The sequence below is a fragment of the Micromonospora sp. NPDC049274 genome (genome assembly GCF_040678875.1).
Taxonomy (GTDB): Bacteria; Actinomycetota; Actinomycetes; order Mycobacteriales; family Micromonosporaceae; genus Micromonospora.
Map to the genome: position 1 here is coordinate 111,019 of NZ_JBFAQS010000001.1, position 14,450 is coordinate 125,468.

Genomic DNA, 14,450 nt, shown 5'->3' on the forward strand with positions numbered 1-14,450 from the left:
AATCCCAGGTTTCCACGAAGGCGGCGCGCGGCGTCGCTGAGACTCGTGCATCCCATAGATCGGTCAGCGTCGACCACAAGGAGATGTGTCATGGTTGCTCCGGCTGTAGTGCGGGGTATCGATCAGGCCCCGACGTCCCATCCGAAACTGCTTGCCTGGGTCCGTGAGGTCGCGGAACTGACCACCCCCGACCGGGTCGTGTGGGTGGACGGGTCGGACGAGGAGTGGCGTCGCCTCACCGATGAGCTGGTCGAGGCCGGCACCCTCATCCGGCTGAACCCGGAGAAGAAGCCGAACTCGTTCTACGCGCGCACCGACCCGACGGATGTCGCCCGGGTCGAGGAGCGCACCTACATCTGCTCCGTCGACGAGGCGGACGCCGGCCCCACCAACAACTGGATGGCGCCGGCCGAGATGAAGCGGACGATGACCGAGCTTTACCGCGGTTCGATGCGCGGTCGCACCATGTACGTCATCCCGTTCGTGATGGGCCCGGTCGAGGCCGCGAGCCCCATGTTCGGTGTCGAGATCACCGACAGCCCGTACGTGGTCGCCTCGATGCGCATCATGACCCGGATGGGCACGCGCGTCCTCGAGGCGATGGGCGACGACGCCGACTTCGTGCACGCGCTGCACTCGATCGGCGCCCCGCTCGCCCCGGGCCAGCAGGACGTGGCGTGGCCGTGCAACGAGACCAAGTACATCTCGCACTTCCCGGAGACCCGGGAGATCTGGTCGTACGGGTCCGGGTACGGCGGCAACTCGCTGCTCGGCAAGAAGTGCTACTCGCTGCGGATCGCCAGCGTGATGGGCCGGGACGAGGGCTGGCTCGCCGAGCACATGCTCATCCTCAAGATCACCTCGCCGGAGGGCAAGGTCCACCACATCGCCGGCGCCTTCCCGTCCGCCTGCGGCAAGACCAACCTGGCGATGGTGGAGCCGACCATCCCGGGGTGGAAGGTCGAGACGATCGGCGACGACATCGCCTGGATGCGGTTCGGCCCGGACGGCCGGCTCTACGCGGTCAACCCGGAGTACGGCCTCTTCGGCGTGGCGCCCGGCACCGACTGGAAGACCAACGCCAACGCCATGCGGACGCTGGACCGGGGCAACTCCGTCTTCACGAACGTCGGCCTCACCGACGACGGTGACGTCTGGTGGGAGGGCATGGGCGAGCCCCCGGCGCACCTGATCGACTGGAAGGGCAACGACTGGACGCCGGAGAGCGACGGCCTCTCCTCGCACGCGAACAGCCGGTTCTGCACCCCGATCACCCAGTGCCCGATCCTCGCCGACGAGTACTTCGACCCGAACGGCGTGCCGATCGACGCGATCCTCTTCGGTGGTCGCCGCAAGGACACCATCCCGCTGGTCACCGAGGCTCGCGACTGGGTGCACGGCGTCTACATGGGCGCGACGCTCTCCTCGGAGACCACCGCCGCCGCGTCCGGTGCGGTGGGCGTGGTCCGCCGCGACCCGATGGCGATGCTGCCGTTCATCGGCTACCACGCGGGTGACTACTTCCGGCACTGGATCGAGATGGGCAAGGGCACCGACGGCGACGAGGCCAAGCTGCCGAAGATCTACTACGTGAACTGGTTCCGTAAGGACCCGGACGGCTCGTTCCTGTGGCCTGGCTTCGGGGAGAACTCCCGGGTGCTCAAGTGGGTCGTCGAGCGGATCGAGGGCACGGCCGACGCGGTCGAGACCCCGGTGGGCATGGTGCCGACGCCCGACTCGCTGGACGTCGAGGGCCTGGACATGACCCCGGAGGACGTGCGGATCGCGCTGAAGGTCGACCCGGACGAGTGGCGCAACGAACTGCCGATGATCACCGAGTGGTTCGAGAAGTTCGGTGACAAGCTGCCCGGCGTGCTCTGGGCCGAGTTGGACGCGCTGCGCGCCCGCCTGGACGCCGCACCGACGCGCCAGGTGTGAAGAGCGCCCACCGCGGGCAACAACGGATCCCATGAGGACGGCCGCCGAGACCGAGGTCCGGCGGCCGTCCGCCGTCCGGGTGCTCACCTTCCTGCTCGCGACGACGGCGGCGGCCACCGTCGTGGTCGAGCTCCTCAACTGGTGGTACGCCCCGGAGCAGGGTTTCGGACTGGCCGTTCGCACCGGCTGGGCGATGCTGCGCTCGTTCGGTTTCCTGCTGCTGATCGGGCACGTCCGCCGGGGCCGCACGGTGGCCCGCCCGTTCGGGTTGATCCTCGCGGTCACCACGATCTTCGCCGTCGGCCGGCTGATCGTGCCCCGGCAGGGGGTGCCGCCGCTGCCCGGACTGCTCGGCTTCGCCGTCCTGACCGCGCTCTGTGTGACTGTGGTCTGGCTGCTCTACCGCTCGTCGGCGCTCGCCGGACATCTCGTCCGGCACCGACCCCGGCTGGTCATCGACAAGGCCGGCATCTCCTGGCGGGAGACCCCGCCGCGCCGACCGCAGGCCAGCGGTTGGCTGCTGACCAGCCGGGTGGCCGCGTTCACCTACAGCCCGCTGATGCTGGTGCCGGCCCTGGTGGCGACAGGCGCCATCCTGGACGATCGTCTGTCCGCCGTACCTGCCGTGCTGTTCTGGTTCGGCGCGGGCATCGCGGCCAGCTACGCGGTGCTGTTCTGCACCGCGTTCCTGATGCGCGGCAAGCACTGGGCGCGTGGCCTGCTGGTCGTCGTCACGCTCGCCGTCCTCGCCGTGGACCTGCCGCTGTGCTGGTGGCTGCTGGGCCTGGACGGCCTGGTGCGCGACGGCGCCCCTCTGGTCGCCGCCGCCGGCCTGGCCCTGTACGGCCTGCGCCGCGCGGCCCGCGCCCCGGACGCAGCCGCCCCGGTCTGAGGGTCGCGCAGGGCGTCCGACCGTGCCCTGAGGCGAGTGGGTCGGGCCCTTCGCGGATGCTGTAGAGCTGCCCCAGTCGTGGGGCGGCTTCCGCCGCGCGGGAAACCACCGTTCGCTCTCTCCAGATCCGGCGTCGACCTCCCCCCGCGAAAGCTGTGCCCGTCCGCGCCGGTGCCCCGGTTGTGGGGCAGCTCGACAGGCGCTCCCCGGTCCTCCGGCCCCCGCGCAGGTCGCGCTTCGGCGCGGCTCGGCCGTGCGGCATCGGTCCGGCAGCGCCGGCAGGGGGCAGGATGGCGGATGGCGTCGGTCACAGCGGCTGACGTCGGCGACGCGGGCGGACCGCCGGGCGGGGCAGGAGCGGGCCGCCCACCGAACGGAGGGAGGCGCGCCGTGAGCGACGAGTTCGACGTGGTGGTGGTGGGAGCGGGACCGGCCGGGGCGGCTGCCGCGCTCACGGCCCGGCGGGCGGGCGCCAGCGTGTTGCTGCTGGACCGGGCCGACTTCCCCCGGGACAAGGCCTGCGGCGACGGGATCGCCGCGCACTCGGTGGACGTGCTCGCCGAGCTGGGCGTCACCGAGGCGGTCGCCGGGTACGCCCCGCTGCCCGCGCTGCGGATGGTGTCGCCGGGCGGCCAGGCGGTCGCTCGGGCGCTGCCCCGGCCCGCGTACACAGTGCCTCGGGAGGTCTTCGACGCGCGGCTGGTGGCGGCGGCGGTGGCCGCCGGGGCGCAGTTGCGGCGGCACAACGTCCGCCGGGTCCAGCCGCGCGCCGACCGGGTGGTGCTCGACGGGGAGCTGTCCGGGCGGGTGGTGGTGGGCGCGGACGGCGCCGGGTCGGTGGTGCGCCGCGCCCTCGGCCACGAGGTGAACCCCGACCGGCACCTGGCGCTTGCCATCCGGGGGTACGCTCCGGCGCTGCCCGGCCCGCCCGAGCAGCTCATCGTCACGTCGAAGGCGCGCTGGCCGGCGTACGCCTGGTCGTTCCCGATCGGCGACGGGCGGGCGAACGTCGGGTACGGGGAGGTCCTGCGCGGCGAGCCGCTGAGCCGGGCGTACCTGCTGGATCGGCTGGCCGCGTTGCTGCCCGGCACCGACCTGTCGACGGTGACCGCGCTGCGTGCCCACCACCTGCCGCTGTCCACGCACCGCCCGGCGCCGGGTCGGGACCGCACCCTGCTGGCCGGCGACGCCCTGTCGCTGATCAACCCGTTCACCGGGGAGGGCATCTTCTACGCGCTGCTCTCCGGTGCGCTGGCCGGGGCCGCGGCGGCCCGTTCGCCCGAGGCGGCCGCACGTCGCTACGCCGTGGGTCTGCGTCGTCGTCTCGGCACCCACCTGCGGCACAGCTCGGTGGCCGCGTGGCTGGCGCGACGGCGGCGAGTGGTCGACGCGGCCGTCCGGGCGGCCCGCCGAGACGACCGCGTCTTCGACGATGTGGTCGAGCTGGGGCTCGGCGACGGGCGGCTCACGGCCCGCACGCTGGGCATGATCGGAATCGAACTGTCCGGCGGGGATCGCCCTCCGAAGGGGTGATCCTGCCGGCGGGTCGCTACGCTGCTAGGTGATGACGCTGCGGAACCTTATCTACTCCGTGTACGAGCGCCGGCTCACGGCGAAGCTCGCGGGCAAGCCGGTGCCCCGACACGTCGGGGTGATGTGCGACGGAAACCGCCGGTGGGCGAGGGAGATGGGCTACGTCGACCCCAACGACGGGCACCGGGTCGGCGCGGCGAAGATCAAGCACGTCCTCGGCTGGTGTGACCAGGCCGGCATCGGCCACGTGACCCTCTACCTGCTGGCCACCGACAATCTGCGCCGCCCGGCCAGCGAGCTGGATCCGCTGCTGCAGATCATCGAGGACCTGGTGGTGGAGCTGGCCGAGGAGGGCAACCCCTGGCGGCTGCGCATCGTCGGCGCACTGGACCTGCTGCCCGCGCAGACGGCGGCGGCGCTCAAGGGCGCCGAGGAGCGCACCCGGGACCGCAGCGGCGGCGCTGAGGTCAACATCGCCGTCGGCTATGGCGGCCGGCGGGAGATCACCGACGCGGTCCGTTCGCTGCTGCTGGAGCACGCCGCCTCCGGTGGCACCATCGAGGAGCTGGCCGAGGTGCTGGACGTCGAGCACATCGCCGAGCACCTCTACACTCGCGGCCAGCCCGACCCCGACCTGGTCATCCGCACCAGCGGGGAGCAGCGGCTGTCCGGCTTCATGCTCTGGCAGTCCGCGCACTCGGAGTTCTACTTCTGCGAGCTCAACTGGCCGGATTTCCGGCACATCGACTTCCTGCGCGCGCTGCGCTCGTACGCGACACGTCAGCGCCGCTACGGGGCGTGAGCCCCGCCGGGGCGGGAGCCAGGCGGGGTCAGGGCAGCCGGGTCAGGGCCCGGGTGAGGAAGTCACCCAGTGCGGCCGGGGACTCGATGGTCAGGTCGGCGGCGTTGGCCACCTCCTGACCGGTCTCCGGGTTGGCGACGGCCACGCAGACGCCGAAGAAGTCCGGGTCGGCCGCGGCGCGGGCGCGCAGCGCGGCGAACGCCTTGATGTCGGACACGTCGTCGCCGAAGTACCAGGCGCCGGTAGCGCCCTGGACCACCTCGCCGATCACCATGCCCTTGTCCCGGTCGACGGGCGGCTTGAGCTCCAGCACCATCCGGCCGGCCTGCACCCGCAGCCCCAGCCGGTCGGCCTGCGCCTGCCCCCACTGCTGCACGATGCCGCCGAGCTGCGGCGCGGTACGCCAGTGCAACGCGACCGAGAGCCGCTTGTACTCGACGAGCGTGCCCGGTGGCAGCTCCGCCCGGGCCAGGTCGGCCAGCTCGGCCATGGTGGGCACCCACGGCAGGGCGGTGGGCTCGGTGACGGTCTCCCCACCGGAGTGGCTGTGCTCCAGCCCGTAGAGACCGTAGAGGTCGACGCCGCTCAGCTCGCCGAGGCGATCCCGGAGGAACTCCACGGGCCGCGCGGAGACAATCGCGATCCGCTGCACCACCGGAGCCAGCGCCTCGATCGCGGCCAGGGCGTTCGGCGCGGGGCGCACCGCCGTCGGGTCGTCGTCGACGGGCGCGAGTGTGCCGTCGAAGTCGAAGAAGAGCACGGTTCCGCCCGCCCGGCCGGCAGTGACCTGCCATGCCTGGTCGGCGTTCAACGGGGTTCTCGGCTGGTGGTTGCCCAGATTCAACGGCGGCACGCGCGTCAGCGTACCCCGGCGTTGAGGGCTCATTCCTGGCCGAGCACCACCGCTCGGCGGCGCACGGTCAGCGTTCGGCGGCTCCTCGTCCGCGGCGTCCGAATGGCACCACCGCCGCGTCCTGACCGTGGCTGAGCAGGTAGCCCTCCACGAAGCCGGTGTTGCGGTCCCCGGTGTGGGTCTCGATCTCGTTGAGCCGTGCCACCAGGAACTCGGTCAGGGCGCTGATCCGGTCGTCGAGTCGCTCGTGCAGCTCGGCGACGACGGCCAGGATGACCGCCGTACCGGCGCTGGTGAGCGCGAGAAGGTTGACGAGCAGCGGCAGCTGCCCACCGTTGACCGCGAGGGTCACCACGTTGCCGGTCGCCCACAGTGTCATTGACACCGTGGCGACCACGACTGCCCACCACTTCAGGGTCATGGACAGACCCCTCCTTTTGTCCCGCAGGGCTGGGTTCGGCCTTGTCCCGTCCCCCCGCCGATGACGAGCCCAAGCAGTACGAGTAGGGACGCTAGCGTGCCCGTTGTGGCCCCGGAGCGAAACGAATGAACCTGACCAGGCGTTCTTTCGCCATCTGAGGAACTACCCCGCTTGATTACCTCTATTTCGGACATCGACCGGCAACGTTGGGCGATATGCGAGGTATCTAATGGTTTCGCGGATGTGGAACTTCTCCGCGTCCGACACGTTCGGGTCGACCAGGCGGCGCAGTAGAGCCTCCACGTCCGGGTCCATCGGCGGGGCCGGCTGGCCGGCGCGGGGGCCGCTGGCGGTGCGGTCCCAGCCGAGCGCGGCGAAGGCGGCGGCGGGGTTCAGGCCCAGACCCTCACAGAAGGCGACGACGCGTTCGGCCTCGGGATCGCTGGCCCAGTCCCCGCGGACCCACCGATTGATCGTCTGCCGCGAGACGCCGGTGCGCCGGGACACCTCGGTGCCGCTCCAGGCCCGCGTCGCTCGCGCCTCGTCGAGGGCGCGCCGGACGAAGGTGGCGAAGGCGATTTTTCGCGCATTGGCCGTCTCGGTCACCCCGTGACGGTACGGCCAGCCGGGCCCGGGTGTATGCCCAGGCGCGCTGCTGTCACGCGGACGTGACGGCACTCTCGGATTTGCGGTAAACGATCCAGTGCCGCTCTGGAGGGGTGTCACCCGGGCAGAATAGATGCCCGTAGTGGCGAATGTAAGCGGACGAAAAGCTGATACTGTCACGCTCATGGGACAATCTACGGTGTGTCACGTGCATGAGACGATTGGTGCTCACATGCGTCACGCCCCCGGTGCCGAGGGGGTGTGGTGACCGAGCTCGCCACCCGAGCCCAGGCCTTCGGGCTGATCGCCGAGGGAGTGGCCGCGGGGCTGAGCGCCCCCTGGCGCCTCTACCTCGCCCGAGGCTGCCGATACCTGTCGCTGAGCGTGGGCGACCGCACCGAGTGGAACGCCTGGCGTACCCATCTCGGCTGCCCCGAGTTGAGCGTCCGGGTCTACGACGCCGGCGGGGAGATCCGCCGGTCCTCCGTGGCCGAGGTCGTGCTGGACGGCTGCCGGATCAGCGTCGAGCTGGTCGAGGAGGTCAGCACCGACGACCTGGACCGGCTGCTGGTCGCGGATCCCACCGCCGACCCCACCACTGTCGAGCCGGAGGAACGATGATCCGGCATCCGGGTCGGGCCGGGGCCGCCCGATGAGCCCGTTCCTCGTGGTCTTCCTCGTCCTGGTGCTGGGTGCCACCAGCTACGCGGCCGGTCGCCTGCACGGGCAGCTCAGCTACCGCATCGGCTACCGCTTCGGCTATCGGCAGGGCTACTTCGACGGTGACCGGGGCGCCTGGAACCGGCGTCGACGCGACGCCCAGGCGGCGATCGCCTCCGCCCTGTCGGTCTCCTCGGCGGGGGCCGTCCGCTCCACCGGCACGGTGGCCCGCCCCGGCACCACGTACACCGGCTCGTCGTTCACCGCGCCGGCCGCCCCGATCACCGGGCGGCACCCGACCGGCACGCTCGTTCGACGGACCGGCTGAGCCGGCCGGCGGGCCGCCGCGGGCGGTCCCGCCGACCGGCGCGGAGAAACGCGGTGCGTCGTCCGCGGCGGACACGCACCGTCGGGGCCACGTCAGACCGGTGACGGTGGCCCCGCCGGCCGGGATGCGCGCAGGGGGCATGCATCCCGGCCGGCTCGCCGCGTCGCCGGCTCCGCGGGTCGCGGTCGCCGGTGTCGTGCCGTCCAGGCGCCGGATCGGCCGTGGTGACGATCTGCCGGGTCATCCGACCGGGCGGTGTTCACGCGGCCGTTCCCGGAGATCCACGATCGCCCCTAGCCGGGACGGTCCGCCGCCGCTAGCGTCTAGGCATGGCACGGGGTTCTCCCGAGCCAGCCGGCCCGCCCGGATCTGCGACCTCGCACACGGGGTTCCGCATCCGACCCCGTGTCCCCGGGCACCGGACGAGGCGGAACACGGGTGGCCGGGTGCCCATCCGTCGGAGCAGGCCTGTGACGACTCGCCGTACCACCGCCGGTGCCGACCAGAACCCGGCCGCGACTGCCACGACCCGCCGTGCCCCCCGGAGCCGCCGTACTGCGGCAACCGCGCCGGCCGACCCCAAGGAGCCGCGACCAGCGGGCCAGGCGTTCGTTCTGGACACGTCAGTGCTGCTGTCCGACCCGGCGGCGTTCCACCGCTTCGCCGAGCACGAGGTGGTGCTGCCGCTGGTGGTCATCACCGAGTTGGAGGGCAAGCGGCACCATCCGGAGCTGGGCTGGTTCGCCCGACAGTCGCTGCGGATGCTCGACGAACTGCGGATCCAGCACGGTCGACTGGACACGCCGGTGCCCGCCAACGACGCGGGCGGCACGCTGCGGGTCGAGCTGAACCACACCGACGACGGTGTGCTGCCGCCCGGGTTCCGCACCGAGAGCAACGACGCCCGGATCCTCTCCGTGGCGCTCAACCTCGCCGCCGAGGGCCGGGACGTCACGCTTGTCAGCAAGGACATGCCGCTGCGGGTCAAGGCCGCCTCGGTGGGTCTGCGCGCCGACGAGTACCGGCACGGTCAGGCCGGTGACCCCACCTGGACGGGCATGTCCGAGCTGGATCTGAGCGAGGAGCAGATCTCCGCGCTGTACGCCGGCGACACGCTCGACCTCGACGAGGCGGCGGGTCTGTCCTGCCACACCGGCCTGGTGCTGCACTCGGGGCGCGGTTCCGCGCTGGGTCGGGTGCTGCCGGACAAGTCCGTCCGGCTGGTCCGGGGCGACCGGGAGGCGTTCGGTCTGCACGGCCGCTCGGCCGAGCAGCGGGTCGCCCTCGACCTGCTGCTCGACGAGACGATCGGGATCGTCTCGCTGGGTGGGCGGGCCGGCACCGGCAAGTCGGCGTTGGCGCTCTGCGCCGGCCTGGAGGCGGTGATGGAGCGTCGCCGGCACAAGAAGGTGATCGTCTTCCGTCCCCTGTACGCCGTCGGCGGTCAGGAGCTGGGCTATCTGCCCGGGTCGGAGTCGGAGAAGATGTCGCCGTGGGCGCAGGCGGTCTTCGACACGCTCGGCGCGGTGGTGCACGAGAACGTCCTGGAGGAGGTCACCTCGCGCGGCATCCTCGAGGTGCTGCCGCTGACCCACATCCGGGGGCGCAGCCTGCACGACGCCTTCGTGATCGTGGACGAGGCCCAGTCGCTGGAGCGCGGCGTGCTGCTGACCGTGCTCTCCCGGATCGGGCAGGGCTCCCGGGTGGTGCTCACTCACGACGTCGCCCAGCGGGACAATCTGCGGGTCGGCCGGCACGACGGCGTGACGGCGGTGATCGAGGCGTTGAAGGGGCATCCTCTCTTCGCCCACGTCACGCTCAGCCGGTCCGAGCGGTCGCCGATCGCCGCGATGGTGACCGACCTTCTGGAGGACATCCCGCTGTGATGGGGCTTTTGTAGGCTTTCGGCTACCTTTTCGACGTGGCGCAAATCACAAACGTGCCGGTTGGTTTCCCATCAGCCTCACTGTGCGCGATCGTGTCCCACGAGCGCCCACGCACCACAGGCATCGTTGGTGATCGTTCGTCCGAGGTCTGGGCGGCATCGGTGACGGTCGGTGCGTCGGCGCGACCGGCTCACCGGTCGGGGCGCTCACGGCACGGCTGAGGGCCCACGTGGCCTGCGCCGCGCCGTGTCCATGCCCCCGACGAAGGGACACTTCGTGAGTCGGCTGTGGAGCCGGTTGAGCGCCCGTACGGCCGCTGTCGCGCTGCTCTCCGTGGGCGTTGCCGGTGGTTTCTACCTGGGCGAAGATCGGGAAACCCAGCAACAGGGCCTGACCGCGCAGGCAAGCGTCGAGGTCGACCGGATCGACTTCGCCTACCAGCGCGAGCGCCAGGCCAGCCACCAGGTCGCGTTCGCGCGGCAGCGGGCCGCCGAATACCAGGCGAAGCTGCGGGCGGCGCAGGTCGCCAAGGAGGCCGCCGAGCGGGCCCGCAGGGCCGAGGCCGCCGCGGCGTCGCGCAAGCGCGAGCGCGAGGCCGCTGCCAAGGAGGTCGCCAAGCCGTACGAGGGGCCGATCCCGGCGTCGTGCTCGGAGTACAGCGGCAATCGCAAGATCGGCTGTGCGCTGATGCTCGAGGCGGGTTTCGCCATCGACCAGTTCCCCTGCCTGGACAAGCTGTGGAACAAGGAGAGCGGCTGGAACCACAAGGCCAGCAACTCCTCCTCCGGCGCGTACGGCATTCCGCAGTCGCTGCCGGGCAGCAAGATGGGCTCGATCGCCGACGACTGGCGGACGAACCCGGCCACCCAGATCAAGTGGGGGCTGGGCTACATCAAGGGCAGGTACAAGACGCCCTGTGGCGCCTGGAGCAACTTCCAGAACAACGGCAACTACTGAGTCCGTCGACGGCGGGGCGGGTGGACGACCACCCGCCCCGCCGTCGCGCGTACCGGCGATCGAGCGGGACGTGAGTGGCGGTAGGCCCCTTTTGCTGATAGCAGTTGGGGGGTGAGCCTGCAGCCGCCAAGCGGCGACCCCTACCGGTTCGGCACCGAGGCGTTCTACGCCGCGCTCGGCCGGGCCTTCGTCGCCATGTGCGCGGTGGTCCCGTTCCTCTTCCTCATCGAGGCGGTCGACCAGGGGCTCGCGTTCGGCCTGGACGCGACCGCCGGCATCATCCCGCACCGTATCGACGGCCTGGACGGGGTCTTCTTCTCGCCGTTCCTGCACCACGGCTTCGACCACCTCTACAGCAACAGCATCCCGCTGATCCTGCTGGGCACCTTCGTGCTGGCCGCCGGCGCCCGCCGGTTCCTCTGGTCGACCCTGATCATCATCCTGGTCAGCGGGCTCGGGGTCTGGTTCACCGGCTCGCCCAACTCGGTAGTCGTCGGCGCCAGCGGCGTCATCTTCGGCTACCTGGGCATCCTGCTCACCCGGGGCATCGTCGAGCGCAGTTGGTGGAACTTCGCCGTCTTCCTGCTGGTCGGTCTGCTCTACGGCTGGCAGTTGGTCGGCATCCTCCCCACCGACGAGCGGATCTCCTGGCAGGGGCACCTGTTCGGCCTGCTCGGTGGCGTGGTGGCGGCGATCCTGTTCCGCCGCCGCCGGCCGACCGTGGACGGCTCGGACTACTCGGGTTCCCCCCTCAGCCTGCCCTGACCCGCTGCTCGGCGCGCCTGGGACATGCTTGCCCGACCGCTACGCCCCGCCTACCGTCGAGATCAGCACGCGTTGATCCGTGAGCGGAAAGCGACGGTACGCCATGCGCGAGGTCGATGTCGCCGTGATCGGGGCCGGTCCCGCCGGCCTGTTCGCCGCGTACTACGCCGGATTCCGAGGGTTGTCGGTTGCGGTGATCGACGCGCTTCCGGAACCGGGCGGCCAGGTCACCGCCATGTACCCGGAGAAGCTCATCCTCGACGTCGCCGGCTTCCCGGCCGTGAAGGGCCGCGACCTGGTCGCCAATCTGGTCGCCCAGGCAGCGCCGTTCGGCCCGCAGTACCTGCTCGGCACGCGGGCCGAGAAGCTGTCGTACACCGATGACCGGCCGGTGCTCGGCCTGGCCGGCGGCGAGCAGCTCGGCTGCGGCGCGGTAGTGGTCACCGGCGGGCTCGGCAGCTTCAGCCCACGCCCACTGCCCTGCGCGGACGGCGCCCCCGGCACCGGCATCGTCTACTTCGTCACCGACCCGGCCGAGCTGGCCGACCGGGACGTGCTCATCGTCGGCGGCGGCGACTCCGCCTTCGACTGGGCGCTGGCCCTGCAACCGCTGGCCCGCTCGGTGACCCTGGTGCACCGGCGGGAGAAGTTCCGGGCGCACGCCTCGACCGTCGCCCGGGTGCTGTCGCTGCCGGTGCGGGTGGTGGTCAACGCCGAGGTCACCCGCCTGATCGGGGACGCCACGGTGACCGCCGCCGAGGTGACCGTGCGCGGCGGCGCGGCCGAGACACTGCCGGTGGACACGGTGGTCGCCGCCCTCGGCTTCACCGCCGACCTGGGCCCGCTCGCCGAGTGGGGTCTCCGGCTGGACCGCCGGCACATCCTGGTGGACAGCGCCATGGCCACGAACCTGCCCCGGGTCTTCGCGGCCGGCGACATCACCGAGTACCCGGGCAAGGTCCGGCTCATCGCCACCGGCTTCGGCGAGGCCGCGACCGCTGTCAACAACGCGGCGGTGGCCATCGACCCCGACGCCCACCTGTTCCCCGGGCACTCCTCCGACGCCGGTTGACAGTCGGTATCGGACACACACCGATGCGTGTCCGGACCGAGACACGCCCGGTCGATCCTGAGGCAATGACGGGGTCGGAGAAGACGCACGACGGCGCACCCGTGACGTTGTCCTGGCTCTGTCATCCCGTCACCCTGCTCGCCCTTGCCGTGCTGCTGGTCAACGACCACGTGCTGAAGCCGGCCTTCCCCGGCCCGCTGACCGGCAAGCTGAGCGACGTCGCGGGCCTGGTGCTCGCCCCACCGCTGGTCGCGGTGCTGCTGACGCTGCTGGTGCCGCGGCTGCCGGCCCGGATGGCCGCGCTGGTCGGCCTGTTCGCGGTGGGCGCCGGGTTCGCGGCCGTCAAATCCAGCGGGTACGCCGCCGAGCTGGCCTCCTCGGGCTGGACCGCGCTGGCGGGGCCGTCGCTGGTCCGGGCCGATTGGACCGACCTCCTCACGCTGCCGGCGCTCGGTCTGGCCTGGTGGAGTTGGACGCGGGCCCGGACGCGGCCGGTGCGTCACCGGACCGCTCGGCTGGTCCGGCTGCTGGTGGTGCTCCCGCCGGCGGTGTTGGGGGTGGCGGCCACCAGCGCGGTCTACTACCCCTACGCGCTGGGCACCACGACGCTCGACGGGCAGCCCGCGATCTCGGTGGGTTCCGGCTACACCTCCTGGCCGACCGAGCCGTCCGACGGAGAATGGGCGGTAAGTGGCGACGCCGCGACCACCTGGCGACCCGCCACCGAGACCGAGGGGTCGCGCCTCGCGCAGCAGGGTCCCGGGCAACGGCAGGCGTGTGTACCCGACGCCCCTCGACGCTGCTACCGGGTGGTGACCGGTCACCTGCGGGTGGAGCAGAGCGACGACGCGGGCGCGACCTGGCAGGCGTCTTGGGAGGTGTCGGACGCGCGACGGGAGGAGCTGGCCCGCAGATCCCCGAACCCGGGCAACGTCGGCCAGCACTTCGCGTCCCGCGACCTGATCGTCTACAGCACCGCCGGCGGTGGCCACGAGGTGCTTGTCGCCAACGGGCGGGACGGCTTCCTGCGCCGGCTGCCCGACGGTGGGTGGCGGCGTGCCGGGTTCCTCTTCGAACAGGGCAACTCCGCCATCGACTGGGACGAGCCGCCGCGGGTCGACGGCGGCAGCCCCGGCGAACGCCAGACGGACCTGCTGCTCGCCGTCGTGCTCGCCTTCTCCCTCGGCGTCACAGTCCTCGTGTTCGCCGCTCATCTGGCGGTCCGCCGCAGTGGCGGCGGGCCCTGGTGGGGGCTCGCCGGTGGGGCCTCGATGCTGTTCGCCGCCGGCCCGCTGGTGTTGCTCTGGCGCCGTGACGACGACTTCGCCACCGTGCCGGTGCTCCTGATGATCGTCATGCCCTTGGGCGCCGTCACGGCGGTCGTGCTGTTCATCGGTGCCCGCTACCAGGGTGCGACCACCAGGTGGGGCGGTTGGGCGCTGGGCGGTTTCGCGCTCACCGTTCTGCTGACCGCGGTGCCGCTGATCGGCTGGCTCTACGGCATGCCGTTGCGGACCCGGTTCGCTGTGGCGCTCGCCCTGTTGGGCACCGTGCCGGGCGTCCTGCTGGCGATCCGGATCTCCCGGTTGGTCGATCCGGCTCGCGCGTACGCCCGCCGGCATGCGCCCCGCCCGCTCTATCCGTACGGGTTCTACCCTCCGGGCCCACCGACGCTGCCCGAGCCGCCCTACCCGCAGCAGCCGCCACCGCGCTGAGCGTTCGGGGGTGTGCGGCCGG

14 protein-coding genes are annotated in these 14,450 nt (G+C 71.8%); 11 read left to right on the plus strand and 3 right to left on the minus strand.

Annotated features, from left to right (window positions below):
- Positions 1-90 precede the first annotated feature (90 nt).
- The 4 genes from AB0K10_RS00545 (at position 91) to AB0K10_RS00560 (ending at position 5,165) form a co-directional block, all read left to right on the plus strand.
- Positions 91-1,938: a phosphoenolpyruvate carboxykinase (GTP) gene (locus AB0K10_RS00545; protein ID WP_363678489.1), complete on the plus strand. Its 1,848-nt coding sequence runs from the start codon at positions 91-93 to the stop codon at positions 1,936-1,938.
- A gap of 31 nt (positions 1,939-1,969) precedes the next feature.
- Positions 1,970-2,830, plus strand: coding sequence for a hypothetical protein (locus AB0K10_RS00550; protein ID WP_363678491.1), 861 nt, complete (start codon positions 1,970-1,972; stop codon positions 2,828-2,830).
- A 297-nt stretch (positions 2,831-3,127) separates the two neighbouring features.
- Complete coding sequence (locus AB0K10_RS00555) at positions 3,128-4,363, plus strand: geranylgeranyl reductase family protein (protein ID WP_363678493.1); 1,236 nt, start codon at positions 3,128-3,130, stop codon at positions 4,361-4,363.
- Positions 4,364-4,394: 31 nt separating this feature from the next.
- Positions 4,395-5,165 carry an isoprenyl transferase gene (locus AB0K10_RS00560; RefSeq protein WP_363678495.1) on the plus strand — a complete coding sequence of 257 codons (771 nt, stop codon included), beginning with the start codon at positions 4,395-4,397 and terminating at the stop codon, positions 5,163-5,165.
- 28 nt (positions 5,166-5,193) lie between these two features.
- Here the strand turns inward: AB0K10_RS00560 and otsB are convergent, their stop codons facing one another.
- The 3 genes from otsB to AB0K10_RS00575 all read right to left on the minus strand — a co-directional run bounded on the left by otsB (position 5,194) and on the right by AB0K10_RS00575 (position 7,045).
- The gene (gene otsB, locus AB0K10_RS00565; protein WP_363678497.1) at positions 5,194-6,018 is read right to left on the minus strand and encodes a trehalose-phosphatase; all 825 of its coding nucleotides are present in this window, start codon (positions 6,016-6,018) and stop codon (positions 5,194-5,196) included.
- 67 nt (positions 6,019-6,085) lie between these two features.
- Entirely contained in the window at positions 6,086-6,439 is a 354-nt protein-coding gene (locus AB0K10_RS00570) for a hypothetical protein (protein WP_363678499.1), read from the minus strand.
- 162 nt (positions 6,440-6,601) lie between these two features.
- A complete protein-coding gene (locus tag AB0K10_RS00575) occupies positions 6,602-7,045 on the minus strand; it encodes an XRE family transcriptional regulator (protein WP_266248891.1) in 444 nt (147 codons plus the stop codon).
- Between the two features lie 264 nt (positions 7,046-7,309).
- On the opposite strand from AB0K10_RS00575, the gene AB0K10_RS00580 reads away from it, so the two are divergent.
- From AB0K10_RS00580 to AB0K10_RS00610, 7 genes are all read left to right on the plus strand, one after another.
- Entirely contained in the window at positions 7,310-7,666 is a 357-nt protein-coding gene (locus AB0K10_RS00580) for a hypothetical protein (protein WP_039907344.1), read from the plus strand.
- A 31-nt stretch (positions 7,667-7,697) separates the two neighbouring features.
- Positions 7,698-8,033 (plus strand): hypothetical protein, encoded by a 336-nt coding sequence (locus AB0K10_RS00585; protein ID WP_363678501.1) that lies wholly within the window; start codon positions 7,698-7,700, stop codon positions 8,031-8,033.
- A 470-nt stretch (positions 8,034-8,503) separates the two neighbouring features.
- Positions 8,504-9,919: a PhoH family protein gene (locus AB0K10_RS00590; RefSeq protein ID WP_363678503.1), complete on the plus strand. Its 1,416-nt coding sequence runs from the start codon at positions 8,504-8,506 to the stop codon at positions 9,917-9,919.
- A 276-nt stretch (positions 9,920-10,195) separates the two neighbouring features.
- Positions 10,196-10,876, plus strand: coding sequence for a lytic transglycosylase domain-containing protein (locus AB0K10_RS00595; RefSeq protein WP_363678505.1), 681 nt, complete (start codon positions 10,196-10,198; stop codon positions 10,874-10,876).
- 111 nt (positions 10,877-10,987) lie between these two features.
- On the plus strand, positions 10,988-11,641 hold the full coding sequence (locus AB0K10_RS00600) for a rhomboid family intramembrane serine protease (protein WP_363678507.1): 654 nt from the start codon (positions 10,988-10,990) through the stop codon (positions 11,639-11,641).
- 103 nt (positions 11,642-11,744) lie between these two features.
- Positions 11,745-12,713, plus strand: a complete 969-nt coding sequence (locus tag AB0K10_RS00605; protein WP_363679540.1) for an NAD(P)/FAD-dependent oxidoreductase — start codon at positions 11,745-11,747, stop codon at positions 12,711-12,713.
- 65 nt (positions 12,714-12,778) lie between these two features.
- Entirely contained in the window at positions 12,779-14,428 is a 1,650-nt protein-coding gene (locus AB0K10_RS00610; protein WP_363678509.1) for a hypothetical protein, read from the plus strand.
- Positions 14,429-14,450: the final 22 nt, after the last annotated feature.

What these genes read in the sequence shown, in the direction of transcription:
- AB0K10_RS00545 (WP_363678489.1), top strand. Translation starts at nt 91, where the DNA reads ATGGTTGCTCCGGCTGTAGTGCGGGGTATCGATCAGGCCCCGACGTCC.
- AB0K10_RS00550 (WP_363678491.1), top strand. Translation starts at nt 1,970, where the DNA reads ATGAGGACGGCCGCCGAGACCGAGGTCCGGCGGCCGTCCGCCGTCCGG.
- AB0K10_RS00555 (WP_363678493.1), top strand. Translation starts at nt 3,128, where the DNA reads ATGGCGTCGGTCACAGCGGCTGACGTCGGCGACGCGGGCGGACCGCCG.
- AB0K10_RS00560 (WP_363678495.1), top strand. Translation starts at nt 4,395, where the DNA reads ATGACGCTGCGGAACCTTATCTACTCCGTGTACGAGCGCCGGCTCACG.
- AB0K10_RS00570 (WP_363678499.1), bottom strand. Translation starts at nt 6,439, where the DNA reads ATGACCCTGAAGTGGTGGGCAGTCGTGGTCGCCACGGTGTCAATGACA.
- AB0K10_RS00585 (WP_363678501.1), top strand. Translation starts at nt 7,698, where the DNA reads ATGAGCCCGTTCCTCGTGGTCTTCCTCGTCCTGGTGCTGGGTGCCACC.
- AB0K10_RS00605 (WP_363679540.1), top strand. Translation starts at nt 11,745, where the DNA reads ATGCGCGAGGTCGATGTCGCCGTGATCGGGGCCGGTCCCGCCGGCCTG.
- AB0K10_RS00610 (WP_363678509.1), top strand. Translation starts at nt 12,779, where the DNA reads ATGACGGGGTCGGAGAAGACGCACGACGGCGCACCCGTGACGTTGTCC.